Origin of the sequence: Shewanella putrefaciens, assembly GCF_016406325.1 — a bacterium.
GTDB classification, from domain to species: Bacteria; Pseudomonadota; Gammaproteobacteria; order Enterobacterales; family Shewanellaceae; genus Shewanella; species Shewanella putrefaciens.
Genome location: NZ_CP066370.1, coordinates 3726748 through 3745490, shown reverse-complemented (window position 1 = coordinate 3745490; position 18743 = coordinate 3726748). Strand labels below are relative to the sequence as shown.

The following is an 18743-nucleotide window of genomic DNA, read 5'->3' as shown; positions in this document are numbered from 1 at the left end:
GGCTTTGTTTATAAGGAATTAAATATGTCTTTGTTGAAATCTCTGGCGGTCAAGCCTTTATGCACCAAACTGGGTGCCATTGTGTACGTTATCGCTTTTACGGCTGGGCTGAGTGCCTGTGCGCCAGAAGTGGGTAGCGATGCTTGGTGTAAACAGATGAAAAATAAGCCATCTGGCGATTGGACTGCTAACGAAGCTGCTGATTACGCTAAGCACTGTGTATTTAAGTAAGTTGAGTGGTAATAGATCACAGCTTGGCGGCTTTTGCTTGCGGGCTGTGAACTTATGTTTATGATACGGGTCAGATGTTCCGTTATCCGTTATTTGCTATAGGTGATATTTGAATTCTACCGCTAAGCCATTTTTTACTCGAATGGTGACCCTACTGATAGCCATTATCGTGCTGCAATTTGCTGGCGCTAATTTGGGTGCGCATCAGTTACATGCGGGCAATGGTGCGGAAGAAGCTGAGAATCACCCCCATCTGCAATTTAGTGCTCAAGTGACCACTTTGACCCAATGTATTGAGTGTGTTTGTCCAAGCGAGCAAGCCTTAGGCTTTACGGACTCCACGGGTGTCACCAGTCATCACGCGGGTGAAAACCAAAGCAGAGGATTTCATTCCCACTTAGTGAAAACCACTGAAATACAAGATTTTGACCTATGCCTCGATTGCCAATGCCATGGCGGTCATGTGGCGCTGTTATCTCAGGCAGTGAGTCAGCCTGTACAGGCGTTAGAAAGCGTCTATCTGCCTACCGATGTATCCTATTTCCCGCCTGATAATTTACCTAAAGATCGTCCTCCTATCGCTTAATTCTCCAATATTCGGCTTATTTCTCGGCCTAGGACGATTGATTCATCTGATTGGATCTCATTCTATTTTGCCGTGTGATAAGCCCGTTATGTTCATCCCCCAAAAGATACGCTTGAACTGATGCTCAGCAGCGTTAACTGTTGGAGCCGTCATCGGCCTTTTAGCCGCGTACTGTATTGCTTGGCGGGATGATTCGATCGGCGCTTATTTGCCATGCCCAGAACGATATGATTGCTTTGCATTGAGCTATTTAAATCAAGCTCACATCTAGCCGTTTCGCTTTGGGCGCAAAAGTCAGCCGATCCACATTCGATATTGTTAGGATTTGCGATGAAAAAAACGATTCTCGCCCGTACTTTAGTTTGTCTGTTTAGATCGGGCTTGTTTAGCTGCGGATTAGTATTGGCCGCCGGATTGGTAGCCTTTGCCCTCGCGGCAGAAAATGACTCTCTTGAAGTCGACGTCCTTGAAGTCAAGGTCCTTGAAACCCAAGCCTCTGAAGCTAATGCCCCTGAAATCAATGCCTCTGAAGTTGAGGCATTTAAGGCGCAATCACTGGGCTTGCCCGCCAAAGAAACCGACACGCCACATGTCAACTTTGGCCAATGGTTGCCTGAGTTACTCACACAGTTCAATCAGTTACCTGAGGTTCAGGCGCAACTTGTAAGGCAGCAACAAGCCAAACTGGCCATTCAGGCGGCAGATCGCGCTGTGTATAACCCAGAACTTGGGCTTAATTATCAAAATGCCGATACAGATGCCTACAGCTTAGGGCTGAGCCAAACCCTCGATTGGGGTGACAAGCGCGGCGTGGCGACAAAGCGTGCCGAGCTTGAAGCGCAAATCCTGTTAGCAGATATAGGGTTAGAGCGTAGCCAAATGTTGGCCGAACGCTTACTGGCGTTGGCAGAACAGGCGCAAAGCCGTAAGGCGCTGACCTTTGCTGAGCAGCAATTAAGGTTCACCAAGGCGCAGCTCAATATTGCTGAGCAGCGATTGGCGGCGGGGGATTTATCCAACGTCGAGCTGCAATTGATACAACTCGAAGTCGCCTCTAATACTGCCGACTACGCCTTAGCCGAGCAGGTGGCCTTAGTGGCCGATGGCAAAGTAATTGAATTACTGGGGGATAATAATTTTGCTTTTAGTGAGTTTATCAAGGAGATCCATTTCTTTGTGACTCAGGCTAAGCATGCGCCAGCGGCCGAGTGGGGCACTTCTAAATCAGCCTTGCCAGCACTGGCGAGTGCTTATCAGCAAGTGCTGCTCGCCAGAGTTAATGTCATGCAAGTCAAAGCGGAAACTTCAGCTGACCCGACTATTAGCCTAGGCACTGAAAAGGAGGGCACGGACAATAAGCTCAGTGTCGGCGTGTCGATTCCTCTACAAGTTCGCAATAACTACAGTGAGTTACAAGCCGTAGCCGATAAGGGCATCGCTATCGCGGAGCAAGGTTATCTTGCCCGTGAGCGAGTGCTTACCGCTAAGCAGAAACAATTCCTCTATGCGTTACCGCGTTTACTCGAACGTTACCAAGACTGGCGCGAGTTAGTGCAAGTGTCAGGTGCTAAAGCCGCTAAATCCTTAAGCCAACAATGGCAGGCGGGGGATGTGAGTACTAGCGAGTACTTGCAGAGCCGTCGTCAGTTAGCCGCCAGTTATTTGGTGGGCTTAAACCTAGAAACGGCTATCTATCAGAGTTGGTTAACTTGGATGGGCGAAAGTGGCCAGCTTATGCCTTTTATCGAAAAGCTCATTATAGAAAAGCTAAATGCAGTCCCTTCGATAACATCTAATGCCGCCGCACGCACAGTAAACCCATGAGGTCACAATAATGAATTCAAATACTCACCACGAAAATATCCTTCAACTGGATGCTGTAATGACGCCTGAAAAGCGTCGGTTTAACCTATCAAAAATTGCGCTCGCATTATTCGTGCTGAGCACGCTGGCATTTCTCGCTCAGCCTGTATTGGCTGGCGGTGATCACGCCCCCGTCGCTAAGGAAAGCGGCGATTCGGTAACGCAAATGGCGTCGACGGATGAACACGGCGAACAGGCGCTGAAATTGACCGAAGCGCAGCAAGCCTTGGCGGGGATTAGTTTGTTACCTTTGTCGAGCGATAGCTTGAATATCGCCAATTTGAATCTGGATATCAGGGCGACGGCGACCTTAGTGGTGGATCGCGATCGAACCGCGACCCTTGCGCCGCAGCTCGATGTGCGCGTGTTGGCGCGCCATGTGGTGCCGGGACAAGAAGTGAAAAAAGGTGAGCCTTTACTTACCTTGGGTGGCGCAGCCGTTGCGCAGGCACAGGCGGACTACATTAATGCCGCTGCCGAATGGAGTCGAGTCAAACGCATGAGTGAAGGTGCGGTTAGCGTCAGTCGGCGGATGCAGGCGCAGGTGGATGCCGAACTTAAACGGGCAATTTTAGAGGCCATTAAGATGACGCCCGCGCAAATTCGTGCACTGGAATCGACACCCGAAGCCATAGGCAGTTATCAACTCTTAGCGCCAATTGACGGCCGAGTGCAGCAGGATATCGCCATGCTAGGTCAAGTGTTTAGCGCGGGCACACCATTAATGCAACTGACCGATGAATCCTATTTATGGGTTGAGGCGCAGTTAACCCCAACTCAAACTACGCATATCCAGGTTGGCAGTTCAGCTTTAGTGCAAGTAGGGGATAAGACGTTGGCAGGTAAGATCATAGGTCGCTCCCATGAACTCGACAGCGTAACGCGCACCGAGCAAGTGCTGGTGAGTATGCACAATCCTGATCATGTGTTGCATGCGGGGCAATTTGCTGAATTGTACTTTGCTGGCTCTACTACCGATCCAAACGGCAGTGGCATAGTGCTGCCCGATGCGGCGTTGACCCGTGGCGGCGATGGCGATTGGCAGATTTTTATTCAAGATGAGGATGGCTTCGAGTCCATTGAGGTAGAAGTGGTGCAGCGTCAACGCGGTCTGAGTCTAGTGCGTGGACCTGAGCTTGAAAAAGCCAAACAGGCACAGCGCAATGTCGTGGTGGCTGGCGCGTTCTTCTTGGCATCCGAGCAGGCGAAAGCGGGCTTTGATATTCACGCCCACTAATATGAGCGCCCTCATTTTGGAGATTTTCTATGTTGCAAAAGTTAATCGAAGCCGCGATTAAAAATCGGCTGTTAGTGGTATTGGCTCTGCTCGCCGTGATTGTGGGCTGTGTGGCCATGCTGCCAAAATTGAATCTCGATGCCTTTCCCGATGTGACTAACGTGCAAGTGACCATCAATACTGCGGCCGAAGGCTTAGCCGCAGAAGAGGTGGAAAAGCTCATCAGTTATCCGGTGGAATCGGCCATGTACGCCCTCCCTGCGGTGATTGAGGTGCGCTCGTTATCGCGTACTGGTTTGTCGATTGTGACTGTGGTATTTGCCGAGGGGACAGATATTTACTTCGCTCGTCAGCAAGTGTTTGAACAGTTGCAGGCGGCGCGGGAGATGATCCCAAGCGGCGTCGGAGTGCCTGAAATCGGCCCGAATACTTCGGGATTAGGGCAGATTTATCAGTATATTCTGCGCGCAGAACCTAACTCTGGCATTAATGCCGCCGAGCTACGTAGCTTAAATGATTATCTGGTGAAGTTGATATTGATGCCCGTGGGCGGCGTGACTGAAGTCTTGTCTTTTGGTGGCTATGTGCGCCAATACCAAGTGCAGGTCGACCCGAATAAACTGCGTGCCTATGGCTTGTCGATGGCGCAAGTTACTGAGGCATTAGAGAGCAATAACCGTAACGCTGGCGGTTGGTTTATGGACCAAGGCCAAGAGCAACTTGTGGTGCGCGGCTATGGCATGTTGCCCGCAGGAGACGCGGGATTGGCGGCGATCGCGCAGATCCCTCTGACCGAAGCCAGCGGTACGCCAGTGCGTATTGGCGATATCGCTCAGGTGGATTTCGGTAGCGAGATCCGTGTCGGGGCTGTGACTATGACGCGCCGCGATGAATCTGGCCAAATGCAAAATCTCGGTGAAGTGGTGGCTGGTGTCGTGCTCAAACGCATGGGGGCAAACACTAAGGCGACGATTGACGATATTGGTGCGCGGGTGAGCCTTATTGAGCAGGCCTTGCCCGATGGCGTGTCCTTTGAGGTGTTTTACGACCAAGCGGATCTGGTCGATAAGGCTGTGACCACAGTGCGCGATGCGCTGCTAATGGCCTTTGTGTTTATCGTGGTGATCTTGGCGTTGTTCCTCGTCAATATCCGCGCGACCTTGCTGGTGCTGCTGTCGATTCCAGTGTCTATCGGGCTCGCACTTATGGTGATGTCCTATTATGGCTTGTCGGCAAACCTGATGTCGCTCGGCGGTTTAGCTGTGGCGATTGGTATGTTAGTCGATGGCTCTGTGGTGATGGTAGAGAATATTTTCAAACACTTAACCCAGCCCGATCGCCGACATTTGCAAGAGGCAAGAACTCGGGCGGACGGTGAAATAGATCCATATCATAGCGATGAGGACGGTGGTCTGCAGGCCAATATGGCTGTGCGTATCATGCTCGCGGCTAAAGAGGTTTGCAGCCCAATCTTCTTCGCCACCGCCATCATCATTGTGGTGTTTGCGCCGCTATTTGCGCTGGAAGGGGTTGAGGGCAAACTGTTCCAGCCGATGGCGGTCAGTATCATTTTGGCTATGATATCGGCGCTGCTGGTGGCGCTGATTGCCGTGCCAGCCCTTGCCGTGTATCTGTTTAAGCGCGGTGTGCTGCTTAAACAAAGTGTGATTTTAGCGCCACTGGATGCCGCTTATCGCAAGCTACTGACGGCAACGCTTGCTAGGCCAAAGGTGGTGATGCTCAGCGCCTTGGTGATGTTTGCTTTGAGTTTATTGTTACTGCCAAGGCTGGGTACTGAATTTGTGCCCGAGTTGGAAGAAGGCACGATTAACCTCAGGGTCACGCTGGCGCCAACGGCGAGTTTGGACACGTCTTTAGCGGTCGCGCCCAAGCTTGAAGCTATTTTACTGGGGTTTCCCGAGGTGGAATATGCCCTGAGCCGCATTGGTGCACCTGAACTGGGCGGCGATCCCGAGCCTGTGAGTAATATTGAAGTCTATATTGGCTTGAAACCGATAGCAGAGTGGCAGTCGGCAAGCTCGCGCTTAGAACTGCAGCGCTTGATGGAGGAAAAGCTCAGCGTGTTCCCTGGACTCTTGTTGACCTTTTCGCAGCCAATTGCGACTCGGGTAGATGAATTACTTTCGGGGGTAAAAGCCCAGCTAGCGATTAAAATCTTCGGCCCTGATTTAGCGGTATTGTCACAGAAAGGCCAAGCACTCAGCGATCTCGTTGCGAAAATTACCGGTGCCGTGGATGTGTCGCTTGAGCAAGTGAGCGGCGAGGCGCAATTGGTCGTGCGGCCCAAACGCGAGTTATTGGCGCGTTACGGCATTAGTGTCGATCAAGTGATGAGCCTCGTCAGCCAAGGTATTGGTGGCGTGAGTGCAGGACAAGTGATCGATGGCAACGCCAGATACGACATCAATGTGCGCCTCGCGGCCGAGTTTCGCCAAAGCCCAGATGCGATTAAAGACTTATTACTTAGTGGCACAAATGGCGCCACTGTGCGCTTAGGCGAAGTCGCCAGCGTCGAAGTGGAAATGGCGCCGCCGAATATTCGCCGTGACGATGTGCAGCGCCGAGTGGTGGTGCAGGCCAACGTGGCGGGGCGCGATATGGGCTCGGTCGTGAAAGATATTTATGCCCTAGTGCCAAAGGCGGATTTGCCTGCGGGATATACAGTGATCATTGGCGGCCAGTATGAGAATCAGCAGCGAGCGCAGCAAAAGTTGATGCTAGTGGTGCCGGTTTCTATCGCCTTGATTGCTTTGCTGTTGTACTTCTCCTTTGGTTCATTCAAGCAAGTGTTGCTCATCATGGCGAACGTGCCCTTAGCTTTGATTGGCGGCATAGTGGCCCTGTATGTCAGTGGTACTTATTTATCTGTGCCTAGCTCTATTGGCTTTATCACTCTATTTGGGGTTGCGGTGCTCAATGGTGTGGTGCTGGTGGATTCGATTAATCAGCGCAGGCAAAGCGGCGAAGCACTCTATGATTGTGTTTATGAAGGCACGGTTGGGCGTTTGCGCCCGGTATTGATGACGGCACTGACCTCGGCCTTAGGCTTGATCCCGATTTTATTGTCATCGGGCGTCGGCAGTGAGATCCAAAAGCCCTTGGCAGTGGTGATTATCGGTGGCTTGTTTAGCTCGACGGCGCTGACCTTACTCGTCTTGCCGACCTTGTATCGCTGGCTATATCGCGGCGATAGGCGCATTGATGAGCTTGATTCGCTACAGATTAGCCACAAGTAAGCCGTCATCGTGGGCAATAACTGGTTATGTTTCGGGTTATTGCCTTCGTTGTAGACAGGGTTATCAGATTGACTAAAACTCTAAAAATCAGTGAGCTAAATAGCGATAGATAGGCTAGTCTTAGGGTCGACATTAAGGACATTCATTTCTGGAGAACATTATGATCGCGGTAATTTTTGAAGTCATCCCGACAAAGGAAGGGAAGGAAGAGTATCTGCACGTGGCGGCTGAAATGCGCCAATATTTAGAAGGCCGTAAGGGACTGATCTCGATCGAACGTTTTCAGAGTTTAACCGACGATGGCAAAGTGCTGAGTTTGTCGTTTTGGGAAGACCAAGCTTCGATCACCCAATGGCGTAATCAGATGGCTCACAGCATTGCCGAGCAAACGGGTATAGTGCCTTGTTTGTTTAACTCTTATCGCATTCGGGTGGCAGAAGTCGTGCAAGATTACAGTGAAACTGTGCATGTTGAAGCTGAGTAATCACTTATCTCGCTGATGTAAAAAACAAAACCCATCTCTAGAGATGGGTTTTTTATGCGTGACACTTAAGTTTGAGATTATTTTTCTTGTTGAGCTTTCAATAGATCGCGGATTTCAGACAGCAACTCTTCTTCTTTGGTCGGTGCGGGTGGTGCTTTAGGCGCTTCTTCTTCCTTGCGTTTTAGGGTGTTAATGGCTTTTAAACCCATAAAAATCGCGAAGGCGATAATCGTAAAGTCGATAACGGTTTGAATGAATTTGCCATAGGCAATCACCACAGAAGGCGCATCACCTTGGGCTGCCTGAAGCACTATGCTCAAATCACTAAAATTCACACCACCTAGGATGATACCAATCGGTGGCATGATGACATCGGCCACGAAGGACGAGACGATTTTGCCGAATGCGGCACCTATGATGATACCAACGGCCATATCGATCACATTGCCGCGGGACGCAAAAGCCTTGAACTCTTTAATTAAGCTCATTAGGTTTTCTCCAAAATTAAGATTAAATGTTGAGTTTTACTTTGCTAACGATATCAGGAAAACCCAAGGTCTTTTTCACCCTGTTAGCTTTTCAAGCTTATAGAGGCTTGTGAATTAAGGCAATTCAGACATTCTTTAACGGCAAAAAAGCATGTTAGACTGCGTCCGATTTAAGCCATTCTGGGGAGGAAGTATCACGTGCATTGGAATAATCTAACTTTTAACCAATTAGATATTAATATGCTGTATGACATATTAAGACTTAGAGTTGATGTGTTTGTCGTCGAGCAGGCCTGTGCGTATCCAGAGCTTGACGATAAGGATAGGCACCCAGAAACCCAGCATTTATTTGGCTTATCGCCTGACGGGGAACTGCTTGCCTACGCGCGCATTTTGCCGCCGGGATTGAGTTATCCAGAGGCGAGTATTGGTCGTGTGGTGGTATCGCCAGCGGGACGAGGCAAAGGACTAGCCATGCCTTTAATGCAGCAAGCCATTGAATCAGCACTGACGACATGGCCCGATGCGGGGATCCAAATTGGCGCCCAAGATTACCTCAAAGCTTTCTATCAAAAACTCGGCTTTGTCGCCTGCTCTGAGATGTATTTAGAAGATGGTATTCCCCATTTAGATATGCGCTATCAATCAGCATAAGCGGCTATCAATAAGAGTTATCTACATCAATTATCAACATAAGCATTCAACATTAAGCCAATAAGGAACTGAGATGTCGACTTCAACGGACTATAGAATCAATCAACAACAAATTGCCTGCGTGGCGAGTTTTCTGGCTAAAGAGGGCAAAACCGAAGCGCTAATCGCTGCGCTCGCGAGCCTTATTCCTGATACGCGCCGCGAAGCGGGTTGTATTCGTTACGAGCTCAATGTGAGCCGTGATGAGCCGCGCCGCGTGACGTTTGTAGAAAAGTTTGTCGATATTACCGCCTTCGATGAACACTGCGCTAAAGACGCGATTCAACATTATTTCCATCAAGTGATGCCCGAATTGGTTGAGTCATATCATGTAGAAACTTACCACCAAATTATTGCTTAGTGCTAGGGCGTGCTAATTCCACTTAAGCTGACTTTCATCGTAGACACATATAGCGTCCGCATAAAGGCACTACAGCAGGCTGTGCGCTAACTATCTTCATACGAGTGGCTCATTATTTGAGTGGGCCAGCTCGCTTCATTCCTCGATTCTCAGCCAAGAATTTGCTCGAACGAATACAAGGTCATTTCAAAATATTAACTGGCCCTCGTAATAGGCAAATTTAAGTAAGCAAATAATCACTTTATAGCGCATCATGTTGCTGTATCTACCTAAAGCTCGACTAGGGATTAGGTGGAACTCTCAAGGTGAAAATCCTGCAATGCTGTATCTCCAAGGAAATAATATGAAACGGGTTAGCGTATTAGGTGATTGCGATAAGTGTAAAAAAACTGAGGAAATGTTCAAAGATATATCAGAGGAAATGGCCGTCGATCTGATCGTTAAAAAAGATACTGATCCACAGAGTTTAGTGAAATTTAAAGTAACAAAAACTCCCGCAGTCGTTATCGATGGGGAGCTAGTGCATAGCGGTTCAGTGCCGAGTAGAGCCGATATCGAAGAATGGCTGCGAGACTAACACAGCTAGAATGAATGCTGGGATCATATTCAATGCAAAAGCGTTGCAGAATTGTGCGGTACATAAGTCAGTGTATACACTATGTTATGTTGAGTGCATGGTTTGGAATCTTTCCCCTATCGGCGGCTGACCCAGCACAGTCCATCGGCAAAGTACTAGAACGAGAGACCCGTTGGCAAAATCCAGATTATATCCGCCAAGCTTTCAGTCATATTGCGTTAAATAATGAATATGACACTTATAAACACAGAGTTCGTAAATGGCAGGTACCAATACGGGTTTTTATTGAACATCAAGTTGCCGATGGTGCTCTGCACACTCAATTAGTGCAGATGCATTTAAGCCATTTAACGGAGATTACGGGTCACGATATTCGCTTAGTCGATTCGCTTGAAAAGGCTAATTTGCACTTAGTATTTACCCGTCAATCCCTGTGGGCGAATGAGATAGTGCGCTTAATGGGGCAAAGTGCTGTGCAAAATATCCATGGTTCAGTTTGCATGGCAAAATTTGCCCTCAATTCTTTGCAGCAAATTGAACGTGCTTGGATCATCATTCCCGTCGATCAAGCAAAAATGCACGGTAAGTTAGTGGCTTGTATTGTGGAAGAAATGACCCAAGTACTTGGATTGCCCAATGACTCAGAAAAAGTGTTTCCCTCCATTTTTAACGATAAAACCCAGCAGGATTTGCTCACAGGGCTGGATTTTATTCTCCTAAAACTACTCTATAGTCCACTGATTAACGCTGGGATGACAGCCGCTGAGGTTGAACAACCTTTGTTGAACTTGCTCATCCAATGGCAGCATGATGGCACAATTATGAATGCCGATAAAATGGTGCGACAAGGTAAATTGTACCCCTTACTTGGCTATTAACTACTGTGTGTTACTCCTAAAGTTGACATTACTCGTATGTGATTAATTAATCCTTTTTGTTTTAGGAATAAGGGCATAGTCTATCTTTAATAAGAGGTAAATACGGTGGAGGGACACTATGCGAATGACACTGCAGTTTTTAGGGGCAACGAGAGAAGTGACAGGTTCGTGCCATTTACTCTCGGTCGATCATGAACATTTATTACTCGATTGTGGGTTGATACAGGGCGGTAAAGAAGATGAATTGCGTAATCACGACCCTTTCACTTTCGAGCCCGAGTCTATTTCCGCTGTCGTGCTGAGTCATGCCCATATCGATCACTCTGGACGTTTACCTCTGTTAGTCAAATCGGGGTTTGATGGGCCTATTTATACTCATAAAGCGACGGCTGAACTTTGTGCCATTATGCTTAAAGATGCTGCTATGCTGCAGAGCAGAGATACGGAACGTACTAATAAAAAACGGGCTAAGCACGATCTTGAGCCTTTAGAACCCTTATTTACCGTTGAAGATGTCGAACAAGTGATGAGGCAATTTATTCCCTTAGAATACGGCCAAGTGATAAACGTGATCCCCCATGTGGATATTTGTTTGTCGGATGCGGGCCATATTTTAGGTTCGGCTTTAGTTGAAATTTGGTTAGGTGAAGGTAAGTCGCAGAAAAAAATTGTTTTCAGTGGTGATCTTGGCCGTGCAGGTATGCCGATTTTACATAATCCAACCTTAGTTGATACGGCCGATTTAGTGCTAATGGAAAGTACCTATGGTGATCGTTTTCACCGGAGTTGGACTGATACCTTAGCAGAGTTGAAAGCCATTTTTACGAAGGCGGTGACAGAAAGCCACGGTAATATTTTGTTACCCGCATTCTCAGTCGGACGAGCACAAGAGTTACTCTATCTTTTTCATTTATATGCCAAGGAATGGGATCTATCCCGTTGGAGAATTTGCCTTGATAGCCCAATGGCGATTGAAGCGACTCGAGTCTATGTTAATAACTACCAGTTGATGGATGAAGACTTTAAGCATTTTACTCGCCAGTCACCAGGGAAGCATCCACTGCTGTCAAACGTTGAATTTATTCAAACCACCGAAGAATCAATAGCATTAAATGATATACACAAGGGGCTGATTATTATTGCAGGGAGCGGGATGTGTAATGGTGGGCGTATTCGTAGCCATTTTGAACATAATCTATGGCGCCCTGAATGTGATGTGATTATTTGTGGCTATCAAGCCAGAGGCACTCCTGGGCGTGCTTTAGTCGATGGCGCAGAAGAGCTAACCATTCACGGTAACAGTATTAAAGTCGCCGCTAAGCTACATACGGTAGGTGGGCTATCTGCCCATGCGGATCAGGCTGAGTTATTACATTGGTATCACCACTTTGATGATCAGCCCCCCTTAGTTCTCGTCCATGGCGAACCCGAGGCACAGCAGGGGTTAGTCGATGTCATTAACCAAGATCCTAAAACTAGACCTAAGGATATTGCGATAGCTGCATATGGTGATAAGTTGGATTTAACTGCATTGCCGCGGTTAATGTGGATCACCTCTTAAGTTTATGCCCTTCTTTGTAACGCCCTATTTAGTAAGAATAGGGCGTCTTATTTGCTTATAAATCAACGCGCCTTAGGTATGGTACCGAATAAATTTATCCATTATTTAGGTTTCCAATTGTTAATCATTCGTTGTAATCTGGATTGAGGCTATCTAGATTGGCTCATTAAATAGTCTCAATTAGGTCAAACCTAATTTTGCAGAGCTAATAAAACTATAACTATAACAATCAATCACGAGGTTTGAATGGAAGCAATTACGGAATTTGTTGGCCTAGTTAATGGCTTTGTCTGGGGCACACCTATGTTGGTGATGATCCTTGGTGTGGGTTTGTTTCTCTCTCGGGCTTAGATTGATGCCCATTCTTAAATTAGGTACAGGTTTTAAGCTACTCTGGTCTGGGCGAATTCCCGATAAAGATAAAAATGTGAAAGGAGATGTGAGCCCTTTTAATGCGTTGATGACGTCACTTTCAGCCACTATTGGTACAGGTAATATTGCGGGGGTTGCTACCGCGATTTTTATTGGAGGCCCTGGTGCCTTATTTTGGATGTGGTGTACAGCGTTAGTGGGGATGGCAACTAAGTTTGCAGAGGCCGTTTTAGCGGTGAAATACCGTGAAGTTGATGACCATGGTAACCATGTTGGTGGGCCTATGTATTACATCAAAAATGGCCTTGGTAAGAAGTGGGCTTGGTTAGGCACATTATTTGCGATTTTTGGTTCTCTTGCTGGTTTTGGTATTGGTAATACAGTACAGGCAAACTCAGTTGCAGATGCGTTAAGCAGTAACTTTGGGATTCCCGCTTGGGCTTCGGGCGTGGTGATGATGCTGTTAGTTGGTGCAGTATTGATGGGAGGGATTAAACGTATCGCCGATGTAGCGGGTAAGTTAGTGCCCTTTATGACAATTTTTTATATTACCGCGGGTTTAGCTGTGTTAGCTATGCATATTGAAGAGGTGCCTGCTGCATTTGCCTTGATTGTTCATAGTGCGTTTAATCCAGTTGCTGCCCAAGGTGGTTTTGCGGGGGCGGCAGTTTGGGCTGCCATTCGCTTCGGTGTCGCTCGCGGTGTGTTTTCCAATGAAGCAGGTTTAGGAAGTGCGCCTATCGCCCATGCCGCTGCGCAAACGAATAACCCTGTAGCGCAGGGGCTTGTTGCTATGCTTGGCACCTTTATCGATACCATTATTGTTTGTTCTATTACGGGACTAGCGATTGTGGTGTCAGGAGCATGGACTTCAGGTGAAAATGGTGCCGCATTGACTTCCTACGCCTTCTCCCACGCCTTACCGATGGGGAATTATATTGTCGCTGTAGCTCTGGCTATTTTTGCGTTTACAACCATTATTGGTTGGAGTTTTTATAGTGAGAAGTGTGTGCAATATCTCTTTGGTATTAAAGCAATAAAACCATTCCGCCTACTGTGGACGCTTGCGGTTCCCTTAGGTGCGGTAAGTTCTTTAGATTTCATTTGGCTATTAGCGGATACCTTAAACGCTATGATGGCTATTCCGAACCTTATTGCTTTAGTGCTGTTGAGTCCTGTGGTTTTCGGTTTGACGCGAGAATACTTCATTAAAAAACGCGCTGAAGATACGGCAAAAGTGCGCACTTAATTGCCGATGCGACTGAGTGTTTTCGAACCAAAAAGCTCACATATTGGTGAGCTTTTTAATCGAGCTGGTTACGCTATTAGTCTGAGTTGTTATCAAACTCTGTATCATCAAATAACTCATAGGCGGGAGATACGTTGGGGACATCCTTAAATAAGCGAGTGAAGTGACGCTGAACACCTTTTAAATCAATTCCAGCTAGGCCAGAGGCAAAACCAAACCATGCGTAAAGACCGCTAAAGTTATCAAACATAGGAGGTAGGTATTTTGGGGGCGTCAGAATTCCTTCTTGGCAGGCTTGATACAACACAGGGATATCTTCGATCGCCAATTTCCCTAAGAACAACATAGGGATGAGCTCGGGTAAGCCTGATGTAATTGCACTACGAATAAAGTTAATATTTTCTACATAACCGCGGACATAGGAAATATCTTTAGTGAAAAAGCTCCCACCTTCTACCATACCGCCACGGAAAACCCTTTGAGTGACCCGATAGCTGTCCTTTGCACTGAGATTTAATTCTCTAAAATAGTTAAACACGTCGATAAAGTCAGCGCCATTTTCCGCCATATCGACAGCCGCAACACGGTCGCTAATACGCCGAGCACGGCCTGGATTGGAGCTTAAGGTCAACATTTCGAGCAATACTGCGAGCCCTTCTTGGGTTGCCGCTACACGTGGAGACCCCACACTGAGCCAAGTTGCGTGGGGTTGGGCTCTGCCATTAAGGGTTGTACCAACATGTACCCAGCCTTCATGAACCTCATATACATTGAGGTCTGACTCACTGAACATCGCTTTACTGTTGAGTTTAACGGTATCGCCGCCCACTGCGGCATCCGAAACAATACCGTCACTGAGGCGAACACGCATATCATCGCTATGGAAATACTTTTCTAAACGCTGACTTAGTACATTAACGGCTTCCGGTGCGCTAATAATTTTGGGGTGATGCTTATTCATATGTCGTGCTGCGGGCAGCGAGAATATATAACTCAGTTTATCGCCCAACTGACGCAGGGTATGGCGATCGCCATGCAATCTATGGTTTGCACTGCCGTATAATTCTTGACTGAGTTTACCAAAGGTCGGCGTACCTCTGTGGCCTAACATATCGACAACGAGACGATATTGATCGACGTTGGCAACTAATAATTTTCCAAGTTTGTCCCGTTTACCTAAACGTCTATGAATATCCTGTTTCAGGGCGATAAGTTCAGCTTGCGTTTTTATAGGGTCAAAAGGTAATGCTATGTTTTGATAGAAGTCTTGTTTAATCGCTGGAAGTGAAGAACCTTTGTTTGATAGAAAACGCTCTTCCATTTCCCTTGGCCATTTAATCGCATCGAGGATTTTTATGGGAGTTTGGATACGAATGAGTTCATCGGAAAAGCGGCGTAGATCTTGTTGGTACTGGGCTAACGACTCTGACATTTCCGTCATCCTGCGGGCTGTTTAAGCAATAGAAATTGACATAATCATAGCCTTTAACCCTATTGATTCCTATGGATCTGCTAGGCTGATGTTAAAAATTTTAGATTAAATAATCAATTTTTCATCGATTTAAAGCATCACTCGGTGAAAAGTTCTACACAGGATCTGCGATATGAACGCTGGCGCGTTTGGCGCTGGGATGAGGAACTTATACTTATTTATATAAAGGTTGGATGGCTTCTCATTAAAACCAAGACATAAAAAGGCAAAATGATAAGGTTGGTGGTACTAAAAATTAATGCTCACCCAGCCGATGAAGTACTGGGTGATACTTGTTTATAATCGAGCAAAATATCTATGCTTGTCGGTTTGTAGCGTAAGCATAATGGTATTAGCAGGGCTTAAAAAAATTCGTCGTCTCCTAATGCACGTCGAAGTTCTGCGCGTTCGAGATAATCTTCTAAGCGTTTTTTGATTTCACGCTTATGCTGCATGGCTTCGGCTGCTTTGCTGTTTCTAGGGGTGGTCATCGCCTCAATTTCAGTATCGTTGGGCACGACTTCAATAATATGAGCCATAACGAATTCCTCATGTTGTTCCTAAAGACTTTCTATCTAAAAATAGTGTGGCAGAAAAGCAAAAAATTTTGTGAATTAGAGTAAAAATTTCTTCCCATTGGTTGAATCGCATGCCGTCGCTTGTGGTAATAATAATGACATTTTTATATAGCAGTCTTCCTGTAATTTAACTCTATTTTGTGACTGAACACCTGATACTTTATTGTTAATTTATTGACTAATCCCTACTTAAATACTCAGACAAACTTGAATTAATTGACAACTACAACAACACTTTGATGATTAATGATTCGCTAGGATGGCATATATGCACAAGGATGACTTTCCTAAATACTTTGACTCTCCTAAAAATTTTTATTTCAGCGTCCTAAGTTCCAGTTGGATGGTGATCACGGCTGCATTGTTTTTCATGGGCGTTTCTTGGTACGTCTTAGAGGTTTATCTTAGAGATCGCGGGGAAGAGCGTTTTAATAATAATGTGCAGGAGCTAATTGAAGCCGTAAACAGCAGAATGATAGTGTATGAGCAGGTATTACGGGGGGGGATTGGGTTATTTCTTGCCTCTGATGGCGTGACCAGAGAAGAGTGGCAGACCTACGTAGTAAATGCGCGTTTGATTGAATATTACCCAGGTATTCAAGGCTTTGGTTACACTCCCTTACTGACTCCTGAAACCTTGGAGGCGCATGTCAATCAAGTTCGATCTGAAGGGTTTAGTGAATATAACGTCTATCCCCAAGGAGAGCGCGATCTCTATTGCGTCATTCAATACTTAGAGCCCTTTGATTGGCGTAACCAGAGGGCTTTTGGTTTTGACATGTGTTCAGAGACGAATCGACGCTCTGCCATACTCAGTTCTATAGCAACAGGGATGCCGACAATTTCAGGAAAGGTGATATTAGTTCAGGAAACCCAAGATAATACCCAATCGGGTTTTTTGATGTATTTACCCTTATATCAAGGGCAAGCGACTACTGATGAGGAGCGAAAACAGCGTGCCGTCGGTGTAATTTATGCAGCTTTTCGCATGGATGATTTGATGCAAGGGATTATGGGAAATAGATTTTCGGGTTTAACACTCGCTATTTACGATGGGGAAAATGCAAACGCTGAAAGTTTAATGTTTACCAGCAATAAATTGTTACCTAGTCCGCAGGATCTTTTTTATCAATCACAAACGGCAATCATTGAAGGCCGAGTATGGCGTTTAGATATTTCGTCAGAATCAGCCTTTATTTCTAGTTCGGAGCAAACCCAGAGTTTTTGGCTCCAATTGATTGGGTGTGGCTTTATATTAGCGTTATTTTACTCCGTGGTTGTGATGGCGCGTAATCGTTATCAAGAATCTAGGTTGACATCTGAACTTATCGCCAACGAGAAACGATTTAGATTAGTCATTGAAGCCTCACCAAGCGCCCTATTTATGATTGATAGAACAGGCGTGATCACTTTAGTCAATACTCATGCCGAACGCTTATTTGGTTATGCCAGAGAAGAATTGCTTGGGCATTCAATCAATATGCTACTGCCTAAGGGATTGTGGGATATACATCAGCAACATATGAGTAATTATTTGGTCCAGCCTATCGCAAAAAATATGTCTATGCGGGACGATTTATTTGGCTGTTGCAAGGATGGTAGCCGATTAGCGATTGAGGTTGGCTTAACACCAATCCATTTTAGTAATGGGCTCTCTATACTCGCGACAATCAATAATGTGTCAGAACGCAAACGTGTGGAAATTCAAAGAGCTCAACATACAAAAGAACTTGAGCGTATTAATCAAGAACTCGATCGTTTTGCCTATATTGCATCCCATGATCTTAAGTCTCCTTTAAGGGGGATTGAACAGTTGACGAGTTGGTTGGCGGAAGATCTTGTTGATAATACGAATGAAAATGTCCAAAAGTACTTAGGATTAATTCAAAATCGGATTCATCGTATGGTCTTGCTACTCGATGGATTATTAATGTTTTCCAGAATTGGTCGGGTTGATGCTGAAATTGTAGAGGTGGATGCGCGGCAGTTAATTGAGGATATGTTTGAGTTAGTCGCTCCTCCACAGGGATTTGAGTTATTGCTAGAGGGGGAATTCCCAAACTTTAAGACAGTCAAAACACTTTTGGAGTTGGTTGTTAGAAATTTAATGAGTAATGCCATAAAACACCATGATCGAGACACGGGTGTTATCAAAGTGCAATGTGAACCTAAAGGGGATGTATATTGGTTTAGTGTTGTTGATGATGGCCCAGGTATTTCAAAGGCTTATCATGGGAAAGTATTTGAAATGTTTCAGACGCTTAAACCAAGGGATGAAGTAGAGGGGAGTGGTTTAGGCTTATCACTGGTAAAAAAAACCATAGAAAGCTTAGGGGGAGAAATCAAACTAGAATCAGAGGGACGAGGTTGTCGTTTTCGATTCAGTTGGCCAGTACGTATAGTGAACAAGGAGGTTTTATGAGCAGTTCAAATAGCTACACTCAAGTGACAATTTTACTGGTCGATGACGATGATGTTGATTATATGGCTGTTCAGCGTGCAATGAAGCAGCTTCGCTTATTGAATCCTTTGATACGCGCCAGAGACGGACTTGAGGCGTTACATATTCTGACTAATCCCGAGGCGATTAAGGGGCCCTATCTCATACTGTTGGATTTAAATATGCCGAGGATGAATGGCTTTGAGTTTCTTGAGCATCTTCGATCCGATCCAACACTTTCTTCCTCTGTGGTTTTTATGTTAACCACCTCAAGTACCGATGAAGATCGGATGAAAGCCTATAGTCATCATGTGGCGGGCTATATGGTGAAAACAGATATAAAAGACGGTTTTAATAATATTTTTAATATGTTGGAAGGTTACTGGCGTATTGTTGAGCTTCCATCGGCATAGGATG

At 46.2% G+C, this 18743-nt stretch carries 16 protein-coding genes and 1 pseudogene; 14 read left to right on the top strand and 3 right to left on the bottom strand.

What is annotated here, in order from left to right; genetic code table 11:
• The first annotated feature begins 24 nt into the window (after positions 1 to 24).
• The 6 genes from JEZ96_RS16665 (at position 25) to JEZ96_RS16640 (ending at position 7658) form a co-directional block, all read left to right on the top strand.
• Positions 25 to 231 (top strand): DUF3012 domain-containing protein, encoded by a 207-nt coding sequence (locus JEZ96_RS16665; RefSeq protein ID WP_014611387.1) that lies wholly within the window; start codon positions 25 to 27, stop codon positions 229 to 231.
• Positions 232 to 373: 142 nt separating this feature from the next.
• Complete coding sequence (locus JEZ96_RS16660; protein ID WP_025008164.1) at positions 374 to 817, top strand: hypothetical protein; 444 nt, start codon at positions 374 to 376, stop codon at positions 815 to 817.
• Positions 818 to 1147: 330 nt separating this feature from the next.
• Positions 1148 to 2641, top strand: a complete 1494-nt coding sequence (locus JEZ96_RS16655) for a TolC family protein (RefSeq protein WP_061783073.1) — start codon at positions 1148 to 1150, stop codon at positions 2639 to 2641.
• A gap of 10 nt (positions 2642 to 2651) precedes the next feature.
• Positions 2652 to 3917, top strand: a complete 1266-nt coding sequence (locus JEZ96_RS16650) for an efflux RND transporter periplasmic adaptor subunit (protein WP_011787982.1) — start codon at positions 2652 to 2654, stop codon at positions 3915 to 3917.
• 29 nt (positions 3918 to 3946) lie between these two features.
• Positions 3947 to 7174, top strand: a complete 3228-nt coding sequence (locus JEZ96_RS16645; RefSeq protein ID WP_198779821.1) for an efflux RND transporter permease subunit — start codon at positions 3947 to 3949, stop codon at positions 7172 to 7174.
• Between the two features lie 160 nt (positions 7175 to 7334).
• Positions 7335 to 7658 carry an antibiotic biosynthesis monooxygenase family protein gene (locus JEZ96_RS16640; protein WP_025008611.1) on the top strand — a complete coding sequence of 108 codons (324 nt, stop codon included), beginning with the start codon at positions 7335 to 7337 and terminating at the stop codon, positions 7656 to 7658.
• A gap of 77 nt (positions 7659 to 7735) precedes the next feature.
• On the opposite strand, the gene mscL is transcribed toward JEZ96_RS16640, so the two are convergent.
• The gene (gene mscL, locus JEZ96_RS16635) at positions 7736 to 8146 is read right to left on the bottom strand and encodes a large-conductance mechanosensitive channel protein MscL (protein WP_011920011.1); all 411 of its coding nucleotides are present in this window, start codon (positions 8144 to 8146) and stop codon (positions 7736 to 7738) included.
• Positions 8147 to 8344: 198 nt separating this feature from the next.
• Between mscL and JEZ96_RS16630 the strand changes: the two genes are divergently transcribed.
• From JEZ96_RS16630 to JEZ96_RS16605, 6 genes and pseudogenes are all read left to right on the top strand, one after another.
• Positions 8345 to 8800 carry a GNAT family N-acetyltransferase gene (locus JEZ96_RS16630; RefSeq protein ID WP_011920010.1) on the top strand — a complete coding sequence of 152 codons (456 nt, stop codon included), beginning with the start codon at positions 8345 to 8347 and terminating at the stop codon, positions 8798 to 8800.
• Positions 8801 to 8873: 73 nt separating this feature from the next.
• Positions 8874 to 9200, top strand: a complete 327-nt coding sequence (locus JEZ96_RS16625; protein WP_011787986.1) for a putative quinol monooxygenase — start codon at positions 8874 to 8876, stop codon at positions 9198 to 9200.
• Positions 9201 to 9543: 343 nt separating this feature from the next.
• Positions 9544 to 9777, top strand: coding sequence for a thioredoxin family protein (locus JEZ96_RS16620; protein ID WP_014611382.1), 234 nt, complete (start codon positions 9544 to 9546; stop codon positions 9775 to 9777).
• Positions 9778 to 9863: 86 nt separating this feature from the next.
• Positions 9864 to 10655, top strand: a complete 792-nt coding sequence (locus JEZ96_RS16615; RefSeq protein WP_370670793.1) for a DUF2927 domain-containing protein — start codon at positions 9864 to 9866, stop codon at positions 10653 to 10655.
• A gap of 118 nt (positions 10656 to 10773) precedes the next feature.
• A complete protein-coding gene (locus JEZ96_RS16610; protein ID WP_061783076.1) occupies positions 10774 to 12216 on the top strand; it encodes an MBL fold metallo-hydrolase RNA specificity domain-containing protein in 1443 nt (480 codons plus the stop codon).
• Positions 12217 to 12462: 246 nt separating this feature from the next.
• A pseudogene (locus JEZ96_RS16605) lies at positions 12463 to 13837 on the top strand (alanine/glycine:cation symporter family protein).
• Between the two features lie 76 nt (positions 13838 to 13913).
• Here the strand turns inward: JEZ96_RS16605 and JEZ96_RS16600 are convergent.
• Both JEZ96_RS16600 and JEZ96_RS16595 read right to left on the bottom strand, forming a co-directional pair.
• Complete coding sequence (locus JEZ96_RS16600) at positions 13914 to 15269, bottom strand: flavohemoglobin expression-modulating QEGLA motif protein (protein ID WP_061783077.1); 1356 nt, start codon at positions 15267 to 15269, stop codon at positions 13914 to 13916.
• A gap of 401 nt (positions 15270 to 15670) precedes the next feature.
• A complete protein-coding gene (locus JEZ96_RS16595) occupies positions 15671 to 15847 on the bottom strand; it encodes a PA3496 family putative envelope integrity protein (RefSeq protein ID WP_011787992.1) in 177 nt (58 codons plus the stop codon).
• Positions 15848 to 16154: 307 nt separating this feature from the next.
• On the opposite strand from JEZ96_RS16595, the gene JEZ96_RS16590 reads away from it, so the two are divergent.
• Both JEZ96_RS16590 and JEZ96_RS16585 read left to right on the top strand, forming a co-directional pair.
• Positions 16155 to 18308, top strand: a complete 2154-nt coding sequence (locus tag JEZ96_RS16590; RefSeq protein ID WP_061783078.1) for a CHASE domain-containing sensor histidine kinase — start codon at positions 16155 to 16157, stop codon at positions 18306 to 18308.
• Complete coding sequence (locus JEZ96_RS16585; RefSeq protein WP_011787994.1) at positions 18305 to 18739, top strand: response regulator; 435 nt, start codon at positions 18305 to 18307, stop codon at positions 18737 to 18739. The genes JEZ96_RS16590 and JEZ96_RS16585 overlap by 4 nt, the downstream gene beginning before the upstream one ends.
• Positions 18740 to 18743 lie beyond the last annotated feature (4 nt).